The sequence below is a fragment of the Roseomonas sp. TAS13 genome (assembly GCF_001950415.1).
Taxonomy (GTDB): Bacteria; Pseudomonadota; Alphaproteobacteria; order Acetobacterales; family Acetobacteraceae; genus Roseomonas; species Roseomonas mucosa.
Window position 1 is genome coordinate 1 of the sequence record NZ_BDLP01000019.1, and the last position, 14,809, is coordinate 14,809.

Annotated in this window: 14 protein-coding genes; 8 read left to right on the plus strand and 6 right to left on the minus strand. The window is 70.4% G+C overall.

Annotation, left to right across the window (positions count from 1 at the left end):
* Positions 1-197: 197 nt before the first annotated feature.
* The gene (locus ROTAS13_RS03180) at positions 198-914 is read right to left on the minus strand and encodes an MgtC/SapB family protein (protein WP_019460098.1); all 717 of its coding nucleotides are present in this window, start codon (positions 912-914) and stop codon (positions 198-200) included.
* Between the two features lie 216 nt (positions 915-1,130).
* Here ROTAS13_RS03180 and ROTAS13_RS03185 point away from each other — a divergent pair, with 216 nt between their 5' ends.
* Complete coding sequence (locus tag ROTAS13_RS03185; protein ID WP_019460099.1) at positions 1,131-1,652, plus strand: ankyrin repeat domain-containing protein; 522 nt, start codon at positions 1,131-1,133, stop codon at positions 1,650-1,652.
* Positions 1,653-1,749: 97 nt separating this feature from the next.
* Here the strand turns inward: ROTAS13_RS03185 and ROTAS13_RS03190 are convergent, their stop codons facing one another.
* Entirely contained in the window at positions 1,750-3,366 is a 1,617-nt protein-coding gene (locus tag ROTAS13_RS03190; protein WP_019460100.1) for a catalase, read from the minus strand.
* Positions 3,367-3,487: 121 nt separating this feature from the next.
* On the minus strand, positions 3,488-4,810 hold the full coding sequence (locus tag ROTAS13_RS03195) for an NAD(P)/FAD-dependent oxidoreductase (RefSeq protein ID WP_075821530.1): 1,323 nt from the start codon (positions 4,808-4,810) through the stop codon (positions 3,488-3,490).
* Between the two features lie 153 nt (positions 4,811-4,963).
* Here ROTAS13_RS03195 and ROTAS13_RS03200 point away from each other — a divergent pair, with 153 nt between their 5' ends.
* Both ROTAS13_RS03200 and ROTAS13_RS03205 read left to right on the plus strand, forming a co-directional pair.
* Positions 4,964-6,040, plus strand: coding sequence for a tartrate dehydrogenase (locus ROTAS13_RS03200; RefSeq protein ID WP_019460102.1), 1,077 nt, complete (start codon positions 4,964-4,966; stop codon positions 6,038-6,040).
* Between the two features lie 243 nt (positions 6,041-6,283).
* Positions 6,284-6,529, plus strand: a complete 246-nt coding sequence (locus ROTAS13_RS03205; protein ID WP_019460103.1) for a hypothetical protein — start codon at positions 6,284-6,286, stop codon at positions 6,527-6,529.
* A 121-nt stretch (positions 6,530-6,650) separates the two neighbouring features.
* Here ROTAS13_RS03205 and ROTAS13_RS03210 read toward each other — a convergent pair whose 3' ends face one another.
* The 3 genes from ROTAS13_RS03210 to ROTAS13_RS03220 all read right to left on the minus strand — a co-directional run bounded on the left by ROTAS13_RS03210 (position 6,651) and on the right by ROTAS13_RS03220 (position 8,326).
* On the minus strand, positions 6,651-7,346 hold the full coding sequence (locus ROTAS13_RS03210) for an aspartate/glutamate racemase family protein (protein ID WP_075821542.1): 696 nt from the start codon (positions 7,344-7,346) through the stop codon (positions 6,651-6,653).
* A 78-nt stretch (positions 7,347-7,424) separates the two neighbouring features.
* Positions 7,425-7,958, minus strand: a complete 534-nt coding sequence (locus ROTAS13_RS03215; RefSeq protein ID WP_354584327.1) for a YdcF family protein — start codon at positions 7,956-7,958, stop codon at positions 7,425-7,427.
* The gene (locus ROTAS13_RS03220; protein ID WP_019460106.1) at positions 7,952-8,326 is read right to left on the minus strand and encodes a hypothetical protein; all 375 of its coding nucleotides are present in this window, start codon (positions 8,324-8,326) and stop codon (positions 7,952-7,954) included. Before ROTAS13_RS03220 ends, ROTAS13_RS03215 begins: the two co-directional genes overlap by 7 nt.
* 289 nt (positions 8,327-8,615) lie before the next feature.
* On the opposite strand from ROTAS13_RS03220, the gene ROTAS13_RS03225 reads away from it, so the two are divergent.
* The 5 genes from ROTAS13_RS03225 to ROTAS13_RS03245 all read left to right on the plus strand — a co-directional run bounded on the left by ROTAS13_RS03225 (position 8,616) and on the right by ROTAS13_RS03245 (position 14,740).
* Positions 8,616-9,554, plus strand: a complete 939-nt coding sequence (locus ROTAS13_RS03225) for a glyoxylate/hydroxypyruvate reductase A (RefSeq protein WP_075821531.1) — start codon at positions 8,616-8,618, stop codon at positions 9,552-9,554.
* 1 nt (position 9,555) lies between these two features.
* Positions 9,556-10,326, plus strand: a complete 771-nt coding sequence (locus ROTAS13_RS03230; protein ID WP_075821532.1) for a class II aldolase/adducin family protein — start codon at positions 9,556-9,558, stop codon at positions 10,324-10,326.
* On the plus strand, positions 10,323-11,441 hold the full coding sequence (locus ROTAS13_RS03235) for an ABC transporter ATP-binding protein (protein ID WP_019460109.1): 1,119 nt from the start codon (positions 10,323-10,325) through the stop codon (positions 11,439-11,441). The genes ROTAS13_RS03230 and ROTAS13_RS03235 overlap by 4 nt, the downstream gene beginning before the upstream one ends.
* Before the next feature lie 371 nt (positions 11,442-11,812).
* Positions 11,813-13,324, plus strand: coding sequence for an NADH-quinone oxidoreductase subunit M (locus tag ROTAS13_RS03240; RefSeq protein WP_075821543.1), 1,512 nt, complete (start codon positions 11,813-11,815; stop codon positions 13,322-13,324).
* Between the two features lie 120 nt (positions 13,325-13,444).
* Positions 13,445-14,740: a Gfo/Idh/MocA family protein gene (locus tag ROTAS13_RS03245; RefSeq protein WP_075821533.1), complete on the plus strand. Its 1,296-nt coding sequence runs from the start codon at positions 13,445-13,447 to the stop codon at positions 14,738-14,740.
* Positions 14,741-14,809 lie beyond the last annotated feature (69 nt).

The following is a 14,809-nucleotide window of genomic DNA, read 5'->3' on the forward strand; positions in this document are numbered from 1 at the left end:
GCCGCCGCCCAGTTGCAGGTGCCGGCCGTGCGGGAGCGGTTCGGCACGCTGGGCGCCACCATCGTCGGCAGCGGCCCGGAAGAGGCGCAGCGCTTCGTCGCCGCGGAGGTGGCCAAGTGGAGCGAGGTGGCGAAGACCGCCGGGATCGAGAAGCAGTAGGCGTCCGCCCGGTCCGGGGAGGAAGCCGGCGGGGCGCGTCAGTCCTTGGTGCGGATGGCCCAGCTCGCATGGCTGACGCCGGGCAGCGCCCCCAGCCGGAGGGCCAGCGCATCCATCTCCACCGGGTCCACCGCCGTGCTCACCAGCGTGGCCACGATCTCGACCATCTCCTCGCCGCGCTCCTCCGTCTCGATGTCGCCGGCGGGGTAGTGCGCGGCTTCCAGCGCCTCCGACAAGGCCTCGCGCACGGAAGGCATGTCGCGTTCCCGGGCGGTGAGGCTGACCTCGTAGGTCGCCTCGGTGGTGCGCTCGTCGATGGGGCTGCGGTCGATCGCGTTCACCAGCGGCCGCAGCAGCGTGTTGCCGGCGATCACGAAGACGGTGAGGAGCCCGGCCTCCGCCACCATGTCCGCGCCGGTGCAGGCACCGACCGCCGCCGAGCACCAGAGGGTCGCGGCGGTGTTCAGGCCCCGGACGTTCATGCCCTCCTTCATGATCACGCCGGCACCAAGGAAGCCGATGCCGGACACGACATAGGAGATCACGCGCGTGGCCTCGGTCGCGCCGGCGATCCGCATCGCCAGGTCCACGAAGGCGGCGGCCCCCACGGCGACGAGCACATTGGTGCGCAGCCCGGCGGTGCGCTGGCGATACTGGCGCTCCGCCCCGATGGCGGTGCCGAACACGAAGGCCGCGGTGAGGCTGACCACCGTGTCGAGGAAGGGCCAGAATTCGAAGGTCTCGATGAAGCGCACGGGCGGTGGAGTCCGGATTCGCGAAGGTCCAGCCTGCCCAGTAGCAGGCCCCGGCGCCGTGATCAGGAGAAGAATCCGGGACAGCGCCGCCGGGCGCGCTTCCCGGCCTGCCGGACAGCGATCCGCCATGGCGCCGCAGCCGGAAAGCGGCCGCGGCGTTCTACCCCTGTGCCGGGCCCGGCCTGCGGTCCGGATGTGACACGAACAGGAGGCGGGATGTCGGATTCGAGCCCCACGCTCCGGCCACAGCCGGATGAGGAAACCATCGCCTTCGCCGGGCGCGTCTTCCAGCTCGCGCGCAGCGGCGGCGCGGAGCAGATGCGGTCTCTGCTGGCGCAGGGGCTGCCGCCCAACCTGCGCAACGACAAGGGCGACACGCTGCTGATGCTGGCGGCCTATCACCTGCAGACGGACACGGTGCGCGCGCTGCTGGAGGGCGGGGCCGATCCGGAGATCGCCAACGACCGGGGCCAGACGCCGCTGGGCGCCGCCTGCTTCAAGGGCGGCGAGGAGATCGTGCGGCTTCTGCTGGAACACGGCGCGCGGATCGAGGGGCATGGCGGCGACGGGCGCACGCCGCTGATGATGGCGGCCATGTTCAACCGCACCGGGCTGGTGCGGCTGCTGCTGGAGCAGGGCGCCGACCGCGAGGCGCGGGATGCCCGCGACATGACCGCGCTGGACGCCGCCCGCGCGATGAACGCGCCCGACACGGCCGCCCTGCTGGCGGAGGGCTGACCGCCCCCGGGCAGCACGGGCGAGAACCAGGCGACGCAGCAAGGGCGCCGGGTGGTCCGGCGCCCTTTCCGTCGTTCCGGGATGAAGCGCCCGTCCGCTACTTGGCGGGCACCGGCTCCCGCGCCTTGCCGGCGGCCGCGGTGCCTTCCTCGCGCTGGCCGCTGGTATAGGTCGGCCCGGGCCGCCTTTCGCCGGGGGCCGGCTTGCCGGGCAGGGGTGGCAGGGCCAGGGCCTTCTTCAGGTCGATCCCGGCGCCCTCGGCCACGCGGCGGCCATAGTCCTCGTCGCAATGCCACCAGTGCCAGACCATGCGCAGGGCGATCTCCTCCGGGCAGGCCTTCATGTCGGCGACCATGTTGCCGATCAGGTCGTCGCGCTCCCAGTCCTCGAAGCTGCGGTAGCGGTCCCCGGCCTGCCTGTAGTCGGACTGGGTCATCGTCGTCTGGTAGCGGCCGAGATGCCCGTGGACGAGCTGGTGGTAGTCCCGCTCCGGCTGCGGCGCCTCCCGCAAGCCGCCCTGCGAGCTGGGCTCGTAGTTGACGTGCCTGTTCTCGCCGCCGCCATCCACCTGGAAGGCCATCTGCCCATCCCGCTGGTTGGTGCGCTGGCCATTCTTCGGCGCGTTGATCGGCAGTTGCAGGTAGTTGGCGCCGACGCGGTAGCGCTGCGTGTCGGAATAGGACAGCGTCCGCCCCTGCAGCATCTTGTCGTCCGAGAAGTCGATGCCGTCGACCAGCACGCCGGTGCCGAAGGCCGCCTGCTCGGTTTCCGCGAAGAAGTTGTCCACGTTCCGGTCCAGCACCATGCGGCCGACCTTCAGCAGCGGGAAGCGGTCTTCCGGCCAGCGCTTGGTATCGTCCAGCGGATCGAAGTCGAGCTCCGGATGCTCGCCATCGGCCATGACCTGCACGCAGAATTCCCATTCGGGATAGTCGCCGCGCTCGATGGCCTCGTAGAGGTCCTTGGTCGCGTGGCCGACCTCCTCGGCCTGGATCCTCGCGGCCTCCGGCGTGGTGAGGTTCTTCACGCCCTGCTTCGGCACCCAGGAGAACTTGGCGAGCACCGCCTCGCCCCGGTCGTTGACCAGCTTGTAGGTGTTGACCGAGGAGCCCTCCATGTGCCGGTAGTCCGCCGGGATGCCCCAGGGGCTCTTCACCCAGGTGACCATGTGCAGCGCCTCGGGGTGGTGCTGCACGAAGTCGTAGAAGCGCCAGGCTTCCTGCCGGTTGGTCACCGGATCGGGCTTGAAGGCATGGATCATGTCCGGGAACTTGATGGCGTCACGGATGAAGAAGATCCGCAGGTTGTTGCCGACCAGGTCCCAGTTGCCGTCCTCGGTGTAGAACTTGACCGCGAAGCCGCGCGGGTCGCGCGCCGTCTCCGGACTGTCCTTGGAGCCGATGACGGTGGAGAAGCGTACGAAGAGCGGCGTCCTGTGGCCCGCCCTGGTCAGCACCTTGGCGCGTGTGTACTTCGTGGCGGGCTCGTCGCCGATCTTGCCATAGGCCTCGAAATAGCCGTGCGCGCCGGTGCCGCGCGCATGGACCACGCGCTCCGGGATGCGCTCCCGGTCGAAATGCGTGATCTTCTCGATGAACTGGTAGTTCTCCAGGGTGGCGGGGCCGCGTTCCCCCACGGTCCGCATGCTCTGGTTGTCGCGGACGGGATGGCCCTGCCGGGTCGTGAGGATGGAGTTCCGAGGCGTGTCGGCCATTCTGCTCTGCCTTCTGCTTTTTCGCCGGAAGCCCGGAAAATAGCAGCGCGGCGGCGGGCCGCTTCATGCCAATCGCGTTATGCCGCGCCGCAACGGGATGCTGCGGCGCGGCATGGGGGCGTCAGTCCAGCCGCAGCCGGGGCTTGGCGAGTCTTTGCAGCAGCTCCGAGGCCCAGATCAGCGGCACGCGGCGGCCATGCACCACGTACTGGTACTGGCGGTAGAGCATGTTGTAGCTGAGCTGGGCGAAGCGCCCCTCGATGAAGCCGCCGGGCAGCACGCCGAGCCGCCCCAGGCTGCCGAAGGCGTCGTAGCCGCCCAGCGAGACCAGGGAGCCGCGCTCCTTGTAGCGGAAGGGCGGCAGCTCCCGCCCCGCCAGGAAATCCGGCAGATGCGCGGCGAGGTGCCGCGCCTCCTGGTGCGCCACCTGGGCGGTGGCGGCGAGGGGGCGCTGGGCACCCTCCGGCACCAGGGAGCTGCAATCGCCCAGGGCGAAGATCGCCGGGTCGCGCGAGGTCTGCAGCGTGGGCCGCACCACGAGGCGGTCCGCCCGGTCCACCTCCAGCCCGTCCATCTCCCGCAGCACCGAGGGCGCGCGGATGCCCGCGGCCCAGACCCGCAGCGCGGCGTCGATCCGCCGCCCGCTCTTCAGCGTCAGGCCGCCGGCATCGACCGAGGCGACGGGGTCGCCGGTCAGCACCTCCACCCCGATCTCGCCCAGCACCCGGGCCGCGGCGGTGGAAACCCGCTCGGGCAGGGCGGGCAGGATGCGCGGCGCGGCCTCGATCAGCGTGATGTGGATGCGCTGGCGCAGCCCCGGCAGGCCATAGCCGGCGGCGAGGTCGAGCGCGTGGTTGATCTCCCCGGCCAACTCCGTGCCCGTGGCGCCCGCCCCGACGATGGCGATGGAGAGCGACCGGTCCGGACGGTCGGCGAGCGTCCGGATGATCTCCTCGCGCATCGCGACGGTGAAGGCTTCCGCCTGGTCGCGGCTGTCGATGAAGCGGCAATGCTCCTGGGCGCCGGGCGTGCCGAAGTCGTCGGCATGGCTGCCGACCGCGAAGACGAGCGTGTCATAGGTCAGGCGGGTGGTGACCGTGTCCTCGCCGCCCGGTCCCTGCAGCGTGCCCAGCGTCAGCCGCCGCCGTGCCCGGTCCAGCCCGCGCAGCAGGCCGGGCCAGTAGGTGAAGCCGTGCCGCCGCGCATGGGCGAGGTAGGAGACCTGTTCCTGCGCGGTGTCGAGCGTGCCGGCCGCGACCTCGTGCAGCCGCGGCTTCCAGACATAGCTGCCGCTGCGGTCCACCAGGGTGACGGCATAGGGCACGGGCCGGCGCCGATGGCTCGCCAGACGGATGGAAAGGTCGAGCCCCGCCGCGCCGCCGCCCACCACCACGATGCGGTGCGGCTCCGCCGTGCCCCGCGCGCCACCCTGACTGCCCGCCATGCATTCCTCCTCGGCCCGGAAGGCCGGCCCAATGGCCCCGTCCCGGGGTCTGGCCACGGTGGTCCGACCATGGTGGCCCGACCCCGGGACGGCCCGACCTTGCCGCATGCCCGCGATGGCGCCAACTTGCCGCCAACACCGAGGGAAATGCCGATGGCCGAGCCGCGCAAGCACCGTATCGCCGTGATCCCCGGCGACGGAATCGGACGCGAGACCGTGCCGGAGGGGCTCAGGGTCCTGGAAGCGGCCGGGCGCCGATTCGGTTTCTCGCTGGAATGCAGGGAATACGACTGGTCCTGCGACCGCTACCTGCACACCGGGGCGATGATGCCGGAGGACGGCCTGGAGCAGCTCCGCGAATCCGACTCCGTCTTCCTGGGCGCGGTGGGCTGGCCGGGCGTGCCGGACCATGTCTCGCTCTGGGGCCTGCTGATCCCCATGCGGCGCGGCTTCGACCAGTATGCCAACGTGCGGCCCTGCCGCCTGATGCCGGGCGTGCGCACGCCGCTGGCCGGACGCGGCCCCGCCGATATCGACTTCGTGGTGGTGCGCGAGAACACCGAGGGCGAGTACAGCAGCAGCGGCGGCCGCATGTTCCCCGGCACCGAGCGGGAATTCGTGACGCAGGACAGCGTCTTCACCCGCACCGGCGTGGACCGCATCATCCGCTATGCCTTCGACCTCGCGCGCACGCGCAAGCGGCGCAAGTTGACCTCGGCCACCAAGTCCAACGGCATCACCTTCACCATGCCCTTCTGGGACGAGCGCTTCGCCGCCATGGCGGCGCAGTATCCGGAGGTGCAGACGGACCAGTACCACATCGACATCCTCTGCGCCCATTTCGTGCAGCATCCGGACTGGTTCGACGTGGTGGTGGGCTCCAATCTCTTCGGCGACATCCTTTCCGACCTCGGTCCGGCGGTGGCGGGCTCCATCGGCATCGCGCCATCGGCCAACATCAACCCGGAGAAGCTGCATCCCTCGATGTTCGAGCCGGTGCACGGCTCCGCGCCCGACATCGCCGGCAAGGGCATCTGCAACCCGATCGGACAGATCTGGTCCGGCGCCATGATGCTGGAGCATCTGGGGGAGGCGGAGGCTGCGCAGGCGATCACCGATGCCATCGAGAAGCTGCTGGCCGAGGGCGGTCCGCGCACCCGCGACATGGGCGGGCAGGCCGGGACGGAGGATCTGGGCAAGGCGCTGGCGGCGCTGGTCGGGGCCGCCTAGCCTGGCCAGCCAGGGTCTCCCTGTCGTCCGGGCCTGGGCGATCCGCCCATGGTCCGGACGACAGGGAGTGACGGCGGGCGGATCTTCGCCTTAAATCCGTCCCTGCCCGGTCCGGATTGAGGGAATCGCGCCAGGGCCAGGGACGTAACGGCTTGAACGCTTGAATAGGCGTTCATGCGAGAATATAACCTAGGAACGAATTGCGAGCGATTCTCAAATAACTCGCAAACGCTGGAGTGTATGATGGGTCAGGAGTTCAGCCACATCGCCCGCCGCTGCGAGCGGGCCGTTGTGACCGCCTACCGCGAGCTGCGGGAGGGCGGCAATGACGACCTGTCGTCGTTCCGCGCCTGCACGGCCCTGTACCGCATCCACCATCCGGAAGCCTCGGTGAGCGAGGCGCAGCGCCTGGTGGCCGAATGGGTGGACCACCACATCATCCGCGCCGACACCGGCCCGACCATTGGCTGCGAGTGCGACGACGACTGAGCCTGCCCCGGCTGTCCCTGGCGGCCGGTTCCACGCGTGACCAGCTTCTCCGCAACCGGCATGGACGAAGACCGGCCCGCTTCCTGATCCCGCCGGCCGGTCCTTGCTTCCGCGCCGCTTCCTACCCGGCCTCCCCCCCGGCCCATGCGATCGAGACGCGGGCCAGTGCGTCGATCGTGTCCACCACCGGAAAAGGCAGGACGGGTCCGGCCTGGATCCCGAGCGGGATCTCCGTGCAGCCCAGCACCACCGCCTCCGCGCCGCGTGCGATCAGGCTGCCCGCCACCTCCGCCAGGGGCGCATAGGCTTCCGTGACCCGGTTCGCCTTCACCAGCGCGATGCCCGGTCCGACCTTGTCACGCATCTGCGCCTCGTCAGGCGTGATCACCTCGTGGCCAAGGGTGTCGAAGCGTTCCTGGTACAGCCGCATCGCCAGCGTGCCCGCCGTGGCCAGCAACCCGACCCTGGCGCCGGACAGTCCCTGGCGGCGCAGGTCATGGGCCGCCGCATCGACGATATGAAGGATCGGCAAGGAGGTGGCGGCGCGCATCGGCTCGTACCAGCCATGAGCGGTGTTGCAGGGAATGGCGATCGCGCCGCAGCCGGCCGCCTCCAGTCCGCGTATGCCGCGCAACAGGCCGGGCAGCGGGTCCTCCCCGCCATGCAGGCGCGCCTGGGTGCGGTCGGGAATGCGGGGGTCGGACCACAGCACGGCGGGGACGTGATCCTGGTCCCGTTCCGCCGGTGTCAGCAACGTCATCCGCAACAGGAACTGCGCCCCGGCCAAAGGACCCATTCCGCCCAGGATTCCCAGCATCCGCTCCGCCACGGCCTCACTCCCCTTCGCCTCGATGCGGCGGCAGAGGAAGCATGGAGGGCGGGGGACGGGAAGGGGTCAGGCTGCCGGGGCCGGTCCGCGCCCGGCGCGGCGGTGCCAGAGCGCCAGGGCGGCGTCATAGGGAATGGCCGGAGCCTCGCGCAGGCGCCAGCGCCAGTCCTGGAAGCCGGGAGCCGCGCGGGCCGCCGGGCCACGGCGCGCCGGGAGACCCAGCAGGCGCAGCAACAGCACGCAGCGCGGGATGTGATAGGCCGAGGAAGACACCAGCACGGGGCCGCGCCAGCCTTGCAGCAATCCGGCAACGGCGCGGGCGGAGGACAGCGTGTCCGTGCCGGTCGGCTCCTCCAGGATATCGCCGGACGGCACCCCACCCTCGCGGAGCAGGCGGGCCATGACGCTCGCCTCGCTCGGCCCGTGCCGCCCCTTCGCCCCGGTCGGTACGTAAAGCGGCGGGGGATGCCGGTGGCGGCCATGCGACAGCGCCGCCTCCACCCGCCGCCGCAGGGTCTGGCTCGGGGAGCCGTCGGGCCGCACCGCCGCCCCGAAGATGACGATGGCGGCGCGGGGCCCTGGCGCGGCCGGGTTCAGGATGCGCGGCCGCCCGCCTGTTGCAGCATTTTGTCGGCGTCCTCGGCCGCGTTGCTGGCGACCTCCAGACGCAGGGAGGACCCATCGACCGTAAGGCGGCTGCGTTCGGCCAGCCCGGCACGGACCACGCCTTCACCGGCCAGCTTGGCCTTCTCCTGGCTGTCGAAGGTATAGGACACGGTCTTCCCGTCCGCGAGCGGGGCGGGGTCCTCATCCTGCATCTCCGAGGCCGGGACGGCGCGCGAGCCCCTGCCGCCTTCGTTCCCCACCGGGTCGCTGGCGGGGAAGGTGTCCTTCAGCGCCTCCTGTTCCTTCTCCTGTCCGTTGCCGGAGCCGGAAGCCGGATGCATCGTGGTCGGATCGGCGGCCATGGCGTTTTTCTCCTTCCGGGTGGTCCCGGTCCTGCGTCGGTCGGTCAGTCGGCGCCTCGCGGGCCGGGAAGATTTCCAGGGGGGTAACGATGCTGGTGCCATCGGGTTCACCGCCGCCGGACCGGCGCGGCTTCAAGGCGGTCGGGAGCGGCCTGGCCTGGACCGGGGCCGCCCGGGACGGCATGAACCCTGCATGGGCGCCGCCGGGCGGCAAAGGGCCAGCCCGGGCCGGCGCCCGGCTTCATGGAGGCCGCCGCCGCCGCGTGGGGCCGCAATCGGGGGCGAGCGAGTGATTGTTCTGGTGAAGTCGGGTGGCGAGGAAGCGGTGCCGAAATGGCGCAAGGCTTTCCAGGCCGTGGATCCGCGCCTGGATATCCGCTGGTGGGACGATGCCGCCGTGGCGCCGGAGGACGTGTCCTATGTCGTGGTCTGGGACCCGGAGCCCGGCCGGCTGAAGCGCCTGTCCAACCTGCGCGTCGTCTTCTCCTCCGCCGCCGGGGTGGACAACATCGTGCGTGACCCGGAATGGCCGCGCCATCTTCCGCTGGTGCGGATGGGCGGGCTGGAAACGGGCCAGCGCATGGGCGAGTTCGTGAGCTGGGCCTGCCTGTCCCTGCTGCGCGGGGCGCGGCGCATGGCGCTGGCGCAGGCGCAGGCGCGCTGGGACAACTTCAACCCCCGCTTCACCGCGCCGGAGCGGCGCGTCGGCATCATGGGGCTGGGCAGCCTGGGCGGCACGGCGGCGCGGATGCTGCGGGCGCTGGGCTTCCCGGTCGCGGGCTGGTCGCGCACCCGCAAGGAACTGCCGGGCGTCGAATCCTTCGCGGGGGCGGAGGAACTGGAGGCCTTCCTGGCGCGCACCGACATCCTGGTCTGCCTGCTGCCCTCGACACCGGAAACCCGCGGGCTGATCGATGCGCGCCTGCTGTCCCTGCTGCCCCGCGGCGCGCAGGTCGTGAATGTCGGGCGCGGCTCGCATCTCGTGGTGCCGGACCTGCTGGCGGCGCTGGACGGCGGCCATCTGGACGGCGCGCTGCTGGATGTCTTCGAGCCGGAGCCGCTGGCCTCCGACAGCCCGCTCTGGTCGCATCCCCGGGTGATCGTGACGCCGCATCTGGCCTCGATGGCCAGCCTGCGCGAGCGTGCGCGCTATATCGCGGAGGCGATCGCCGCGCATGAGGCGGGCGATCCGCTGCCCAATCTCTACGACCCGGAACGGGGCTACTGACATGCTGCTCTACGACCCGCCCCGGAAGCCCGATCCGAAGCATGTGCCGACCGAGGCGGAGCTGCGGCGCGACCTCGCTGCCGCCTACCGGCTGATCGCCCTGCACGGGATGACCGACACGGTCTATACGCATCTCTCGGTGCGCGTGCCGGGGGAGGGGCACCGCTTCCTGGTCAATCCCTATGGGCTGCTCTTCGAGGAGATCACCGCCTCCTCCCTGGTGCTGGTGGATGCGGAGGGGGAGCCTGCGCAGAAGACGAGCTGGCCGGTGAACCCGGCGGGCTTCGTGATCCACTCGGCGCTGCATCTCGCCAGCCCGCGCGCGCAGTGCGTGATGCACACGCACACGCTGGCCGGCATGACCGTGGCGGCGACGGCGCAGGGCATCCTGCCGCTGAACCAGATCAGCATGGAGTTCCACGGCCGCGTCGCGATCCACGACTACGAGGGCATCGCCGCCGACGACAACCTGTCGGAGCGCGAGCGCCTGGTGCGCGACATGGGCGACCGGCCCTGCCTGATCCTGCGCAACCACGGGCTGCTCACCGCCGGGCGCACGGTCGCGGAGGCCTTCTACTGGATGTACTATCTGGAGCAGGCCTGCCGCATCCAGGTCGCGGCGCTGTCCACCGGGGCGGCGCTCTCCATGCCGCCGCCCGAGGTGGTGGAGCGCACCCGGGCGCAGTCGCCCGACAGCCCGACCCAGGGCTGGCTGCTCTGGCAGGCGATGTGCCGCAAGCTGGACCGCGAGCAGCCGGAGTACCGGTCGTGAGCGGCGTGCTGGAACGCCCGGCCGTGGCGCGCGGGGCCGGGGCGGGCCATGCGCTGTCGCTGCGGGGCGTCACCCGCCGCTATGGGGAGGCGGCGGCGGTGGCGGATGTGTCGCTGGAGGTGGGGCGCGGCGAGTTCCTGACGCTGCTCGGCCCCTCGGGCTCCGGCAAGACGACGCTGCTGATGACGATCGCGGGCTTCGTCGAGCCCTCCGCCGGCCAGGTCCTGCTGGACGGGCGCGACATCACCGCCCTGCCACCGGAGAAACGCTCCTTCGGCATGGTCTTCCAGGGCTATGCGCTGTTTCCGCAGATGACGGTGGCGGAGAATGTCGCCTTTCCGCTGCGCGTGCGGCGGATCGGCCGGGCCGAACGCGAGTCCCGGGTGCGCGCCGCGCTGGATCTCGTGCAGCTGGACCGCTTCGCCGAAAGGCGGCCGCACCAGCTTTCCGGCGGGCAGCAGCAGCGCGTGGCGCTGGCCCGCGCCCTGGTCTTCGACCCGGCACTGCTGCTGCTGGACGAGCCGCTTTCCGCACTGGACAAGAAGCTGCGCGCCGAGCTGCAGGACGAGCTGAAGGCGCTGCACCGCCGCGTCGGCCGCACCTTCATCAACGTCACGCACGACCAGGAAGAGGCGCTCTCCCTCTCCGACCGGATCGCGATCCTGAACCACGGGCGGCTGATCCAGCAGGGCTCCCCGGCGGAGCTCTACGAGCGCCCCGCGACACGCTTCGTGGCGGGCTTCCTGGGGCAGAGCAACTTCCTGTCCGGCACGGCCGAGGAAAGCACGGGCGACACCATCGCCTTGCGCCTGGGCGGCACGCGCCTGCTGGCGCAAGGCACCGCGCGGGTGGGGGAGGGCGTGGTGCTGTCGCTGCGACCCGAAAAGATCCTGCCGCTCGGCGAAGGGATGGAGGAGGACAACATGGTGGAGGGACGGGTGCTGTCCTGGTCCTATGCCGGAACGGCCTTCCACCTGTCCGTGGCGACCGGGGATCTCGGTGTGCTGCGGGTGCAGCTGCCGGCCTGGCGCGCGCCGTTGCAGCCGGCGGAGGGGCTGCCGCTGCGCCTGGGCTGGAGCCGCACGGCGGCGGTATCGGTGCACGACGACGGCTGATCCCTTCGTGGTCCGCCGTGTGGCCGCGGCCGGTCGGATCTTCGCCCTGTGGTTGCGCAGAAGTCACGTGACTTCCCTGGATGGTTGCTGTCACTCTTCCGTCCTTGTGGCCGGAAGTAAAACGAACAGAAGCCGAAACAACTTCGAGGCCCATAAAATTATATAAGACAAAACTATCCGAATATCCTGTCAGTATTCATGGATGCTCCATGAAAAATACGTCGGATTTGCCCTGTTACTATTCGATGTGCTGGCGGCCGGAAAGAAAAGCCGATAGGCGAAGCCTCCCGCGACATGGTGCGGTGCAGCGAATCCTTCCGGATCAGGAAGGTTTCCGTGTGCCTGTCCTGATGCTTGCAAGGCTCCGCCGGATGAACGCTGCTGGCTTCCCGCTTCTATCGACCCTGACATTCCTGCCGCTGGCCGGCGTGGCCGCCATCCTGTGCCTGAGAGGCGAGGAGGAAAGGATCGGGCGGCTGGTGCGTGGAATCGCGCTCGGCACCAGCCTGGCCGTCCTGGCGCTCGCCTCCCTGCTCTGGTTCGGCTTCGACAACGCCAGCGGCGCCTACCAGTTCCAGGAACACGCGAACTGGATGCCGGAGACGGGCATCAGCTACCACATGGGCGTGGACGGCATCTCCGTCCTCTTCGTGCTGCTCACCGCGCTCCTGACGCCGATCTGCATCCTGGCCTCCTGGCGGATGGAGCAGACCCGTATCCGCGCCTACATGATCGCCTTCCTGCTGCTGGAAACGGCGATGATCGGCGTCTTCTCCGCCGTCGACCTGCTGCTCTTCTACGTCTTCTTCGAGGCAGCGCTGGTGCCGGTCTTCCTGATCATCGGCATCTGGGGCGGGACGCACCGCGTGCGGGCGGCCTTCAAGCTGTTCTTCTACACGCTGGCGGGCGCGGTGCTGATGCTGCTGGCGGTGCTGGCCATCTGGTACGATGCCGGCTCCACCGACCTGACGCAGCTGATGGGCCTGCACCTGTCGCACGGCGCGCAGATGTGGATGTTCCTGGCCTTCTTCGCCGCCTTCGCGGTGAAGATGCCGATGTGGCCCTTCCACACCTGGCAGCCGGAGGCCTATGCCGAGGCGCCGACCGCGGGCTCGGTCATGCTGGGCGGCGTGATGCTGAACATGGGCGCCTATGGCTTCCTGCGCTTCTCCATCCCGCTCTTCCCGCAGGCGACGGAAACGCTGGCGCCCTTCGTCCTGGCCCTGTCGGCGATCGCCGTGGTCTATGCCAGCCTGGTGGCCCTGCTGCAGCAGGACATGAAGAAGATCGTGGCCTATTCCTCGATCGCCCATATGGGCATCGCCACGATCGGCGTCTTCTCCATCGACGAGCAGGGCATCTCCGGCGCGCTGCTGCAGATGCTGGCCCATGGCGTGGTCTCGGGCGCCGGCTTCCTCTGCATCGGCGTGCTGCAGGACCGCGTGCGCTCGCGCGACATCGGGCATTTCGGCGGGATCGCGAAGGTCATGCCGGCCTACGCCGTGGTGGCGATGATCTTCACCCTGGCCGCCATGGCGCTGCCCGGCACCGCCTCCTTCCCCGGCGAATTCCTGGTGCTGGTCGGCGCCTGGAAGATCAGCCCCTGGCTGACCCTGGCGGCCGGCAGCAGCATGATCCTGGGCGCCGCCTACATGCTGCGCATGTACCGGGCCGTGGTGTTCAGCCGCCTGCAGCGGACCGAACTGCGCCAGCTCCTGGACCTTTCGGTGCGGGAGAAGCTGATCTTCGCGCCGCTGGTGCTACTGACGCTCTGGATCGGCATCCATCCCGGCACCTTCCTGCATGTCTTCCAGGCCAGCGTCTCCACCCTGGTCCACCGGCAGGAAGCCGCGCTCGCCACGGCGCATCTCGCGGGCCTCTGATCCGCCGCCCGCGCCTTCCGGGGGGAGCGGGCACGCCGCCGTGAGACGGGGGCCACCGCCCCGGCGGAACCGCCCGGAGGGGCGGGACGTTGAGGGGGGACGGAACCGGAGACCCCCGCCATGCCCGATGACAGCTTCTCCGCCATGCGGCGCGGCCTGATCCGCGCCTCCGGCCTGTCGGCCATGGGCCTCGCCATCGGCGCGGCGGGCGGGGCATCCAGCGGGGCGCCGGGCTATCCGGCCCCGTCGGAGATGGACATTGGTCGGGTGCAGAACGGCCGGGTCGTCTTCCCGAACTGGCGCAGCGAGGCGGAGCCGCGCACGCCGCCCCCGCCCGCGCCGCGCGCGCCGGGGGAGCGCCTGGGCTATGCCGTCGTGGCGCTGGGCAGGCTGAGCCTGGAGGAGATCCTGCCCGCCTTCGCCGAGTGCAGGAGCTCCTATCCGGCGGCGCTCGTGACCGGCAGCCCCGAGAAGGGCAGCGTGGTGGCGCGTCAATACGGCATTCCGCAAACCGCGGTGCTGGGCTACGCGGATTTCGAGACGCTGCGCGACCTGCCGGAGGTGAAGGCGGTCTACGTCGTCCTGCCCAACGGCATGCACCGCGAATACACGCTGCGCGCGGCGGCGATCGGCAGGCACGTGCTCTGCGAGAAGCCGATGGCGAACACCGCCGCCGAGGCGCAGGAAATGGTCGAGGCCTGCGCCAGGGCGGGCGTCAGGCTGATGGTCGCCTATCGCTGCCAGTACGAGCCCTACAACCGCGCGGCGATCGCGCTGGTGCGGTCCGGCGAGCTGGGCAGGCTGCGCTTCATCGAGGCGACCAACGTCCAGGCCAACGGGCCGGGGCCGCAATGGCGCTACTCCAAGGCCCTGGCCGGGGGAGGGGCGCTGCCGGATATCGGGCTCTACTGCCTCAACGCCACGCGCTACATCACTGGCGAGGAGCCGGTGGAGATCACCGCGCGCCGCTACAGCCCGCCGGGCGACGAGCGCTGGAAGGAGGTGGAGGAAAGCATGAGCTTCGGCCTGCGCTTCCCGTCCGGCGTGATGGCGAACTGCCTCTCCTCCTATGGCGCCTTCAACGACAAGACGCTACGGCTGCATTTCGAGGGCGGGACCGTCGAGATGCCGGATGCCTTCTCCTATGTCGGGCAGCGCCTGATCGTGTCGCGCAAGTCCGGCAACGTCGTCGGGCAGGAGGAGCGCAAGATCCAGCACAAGAACCAGTTCGCGTTGGAGATCGACCATTTCTCCGAACGCATCCTGGCCGACGAGCCGCCGCACACGCCGGGCGAGGAAGGGCTGCGCGACATGCGGCTGATGGAGACCATCTATCGCGCCGCCGCCGAGAACCGGCCCCAGGCGGTGGAGCCGGTACAGGCCACGACCCGTGGGCCGGACCCGCGGGAGGAGTGATGCCCGGCGGCGGAAGTTCCGGCTTCAGCGGCCCGGCATCGCGCACGGGGCCGTTGGGGCGGCCGCGCC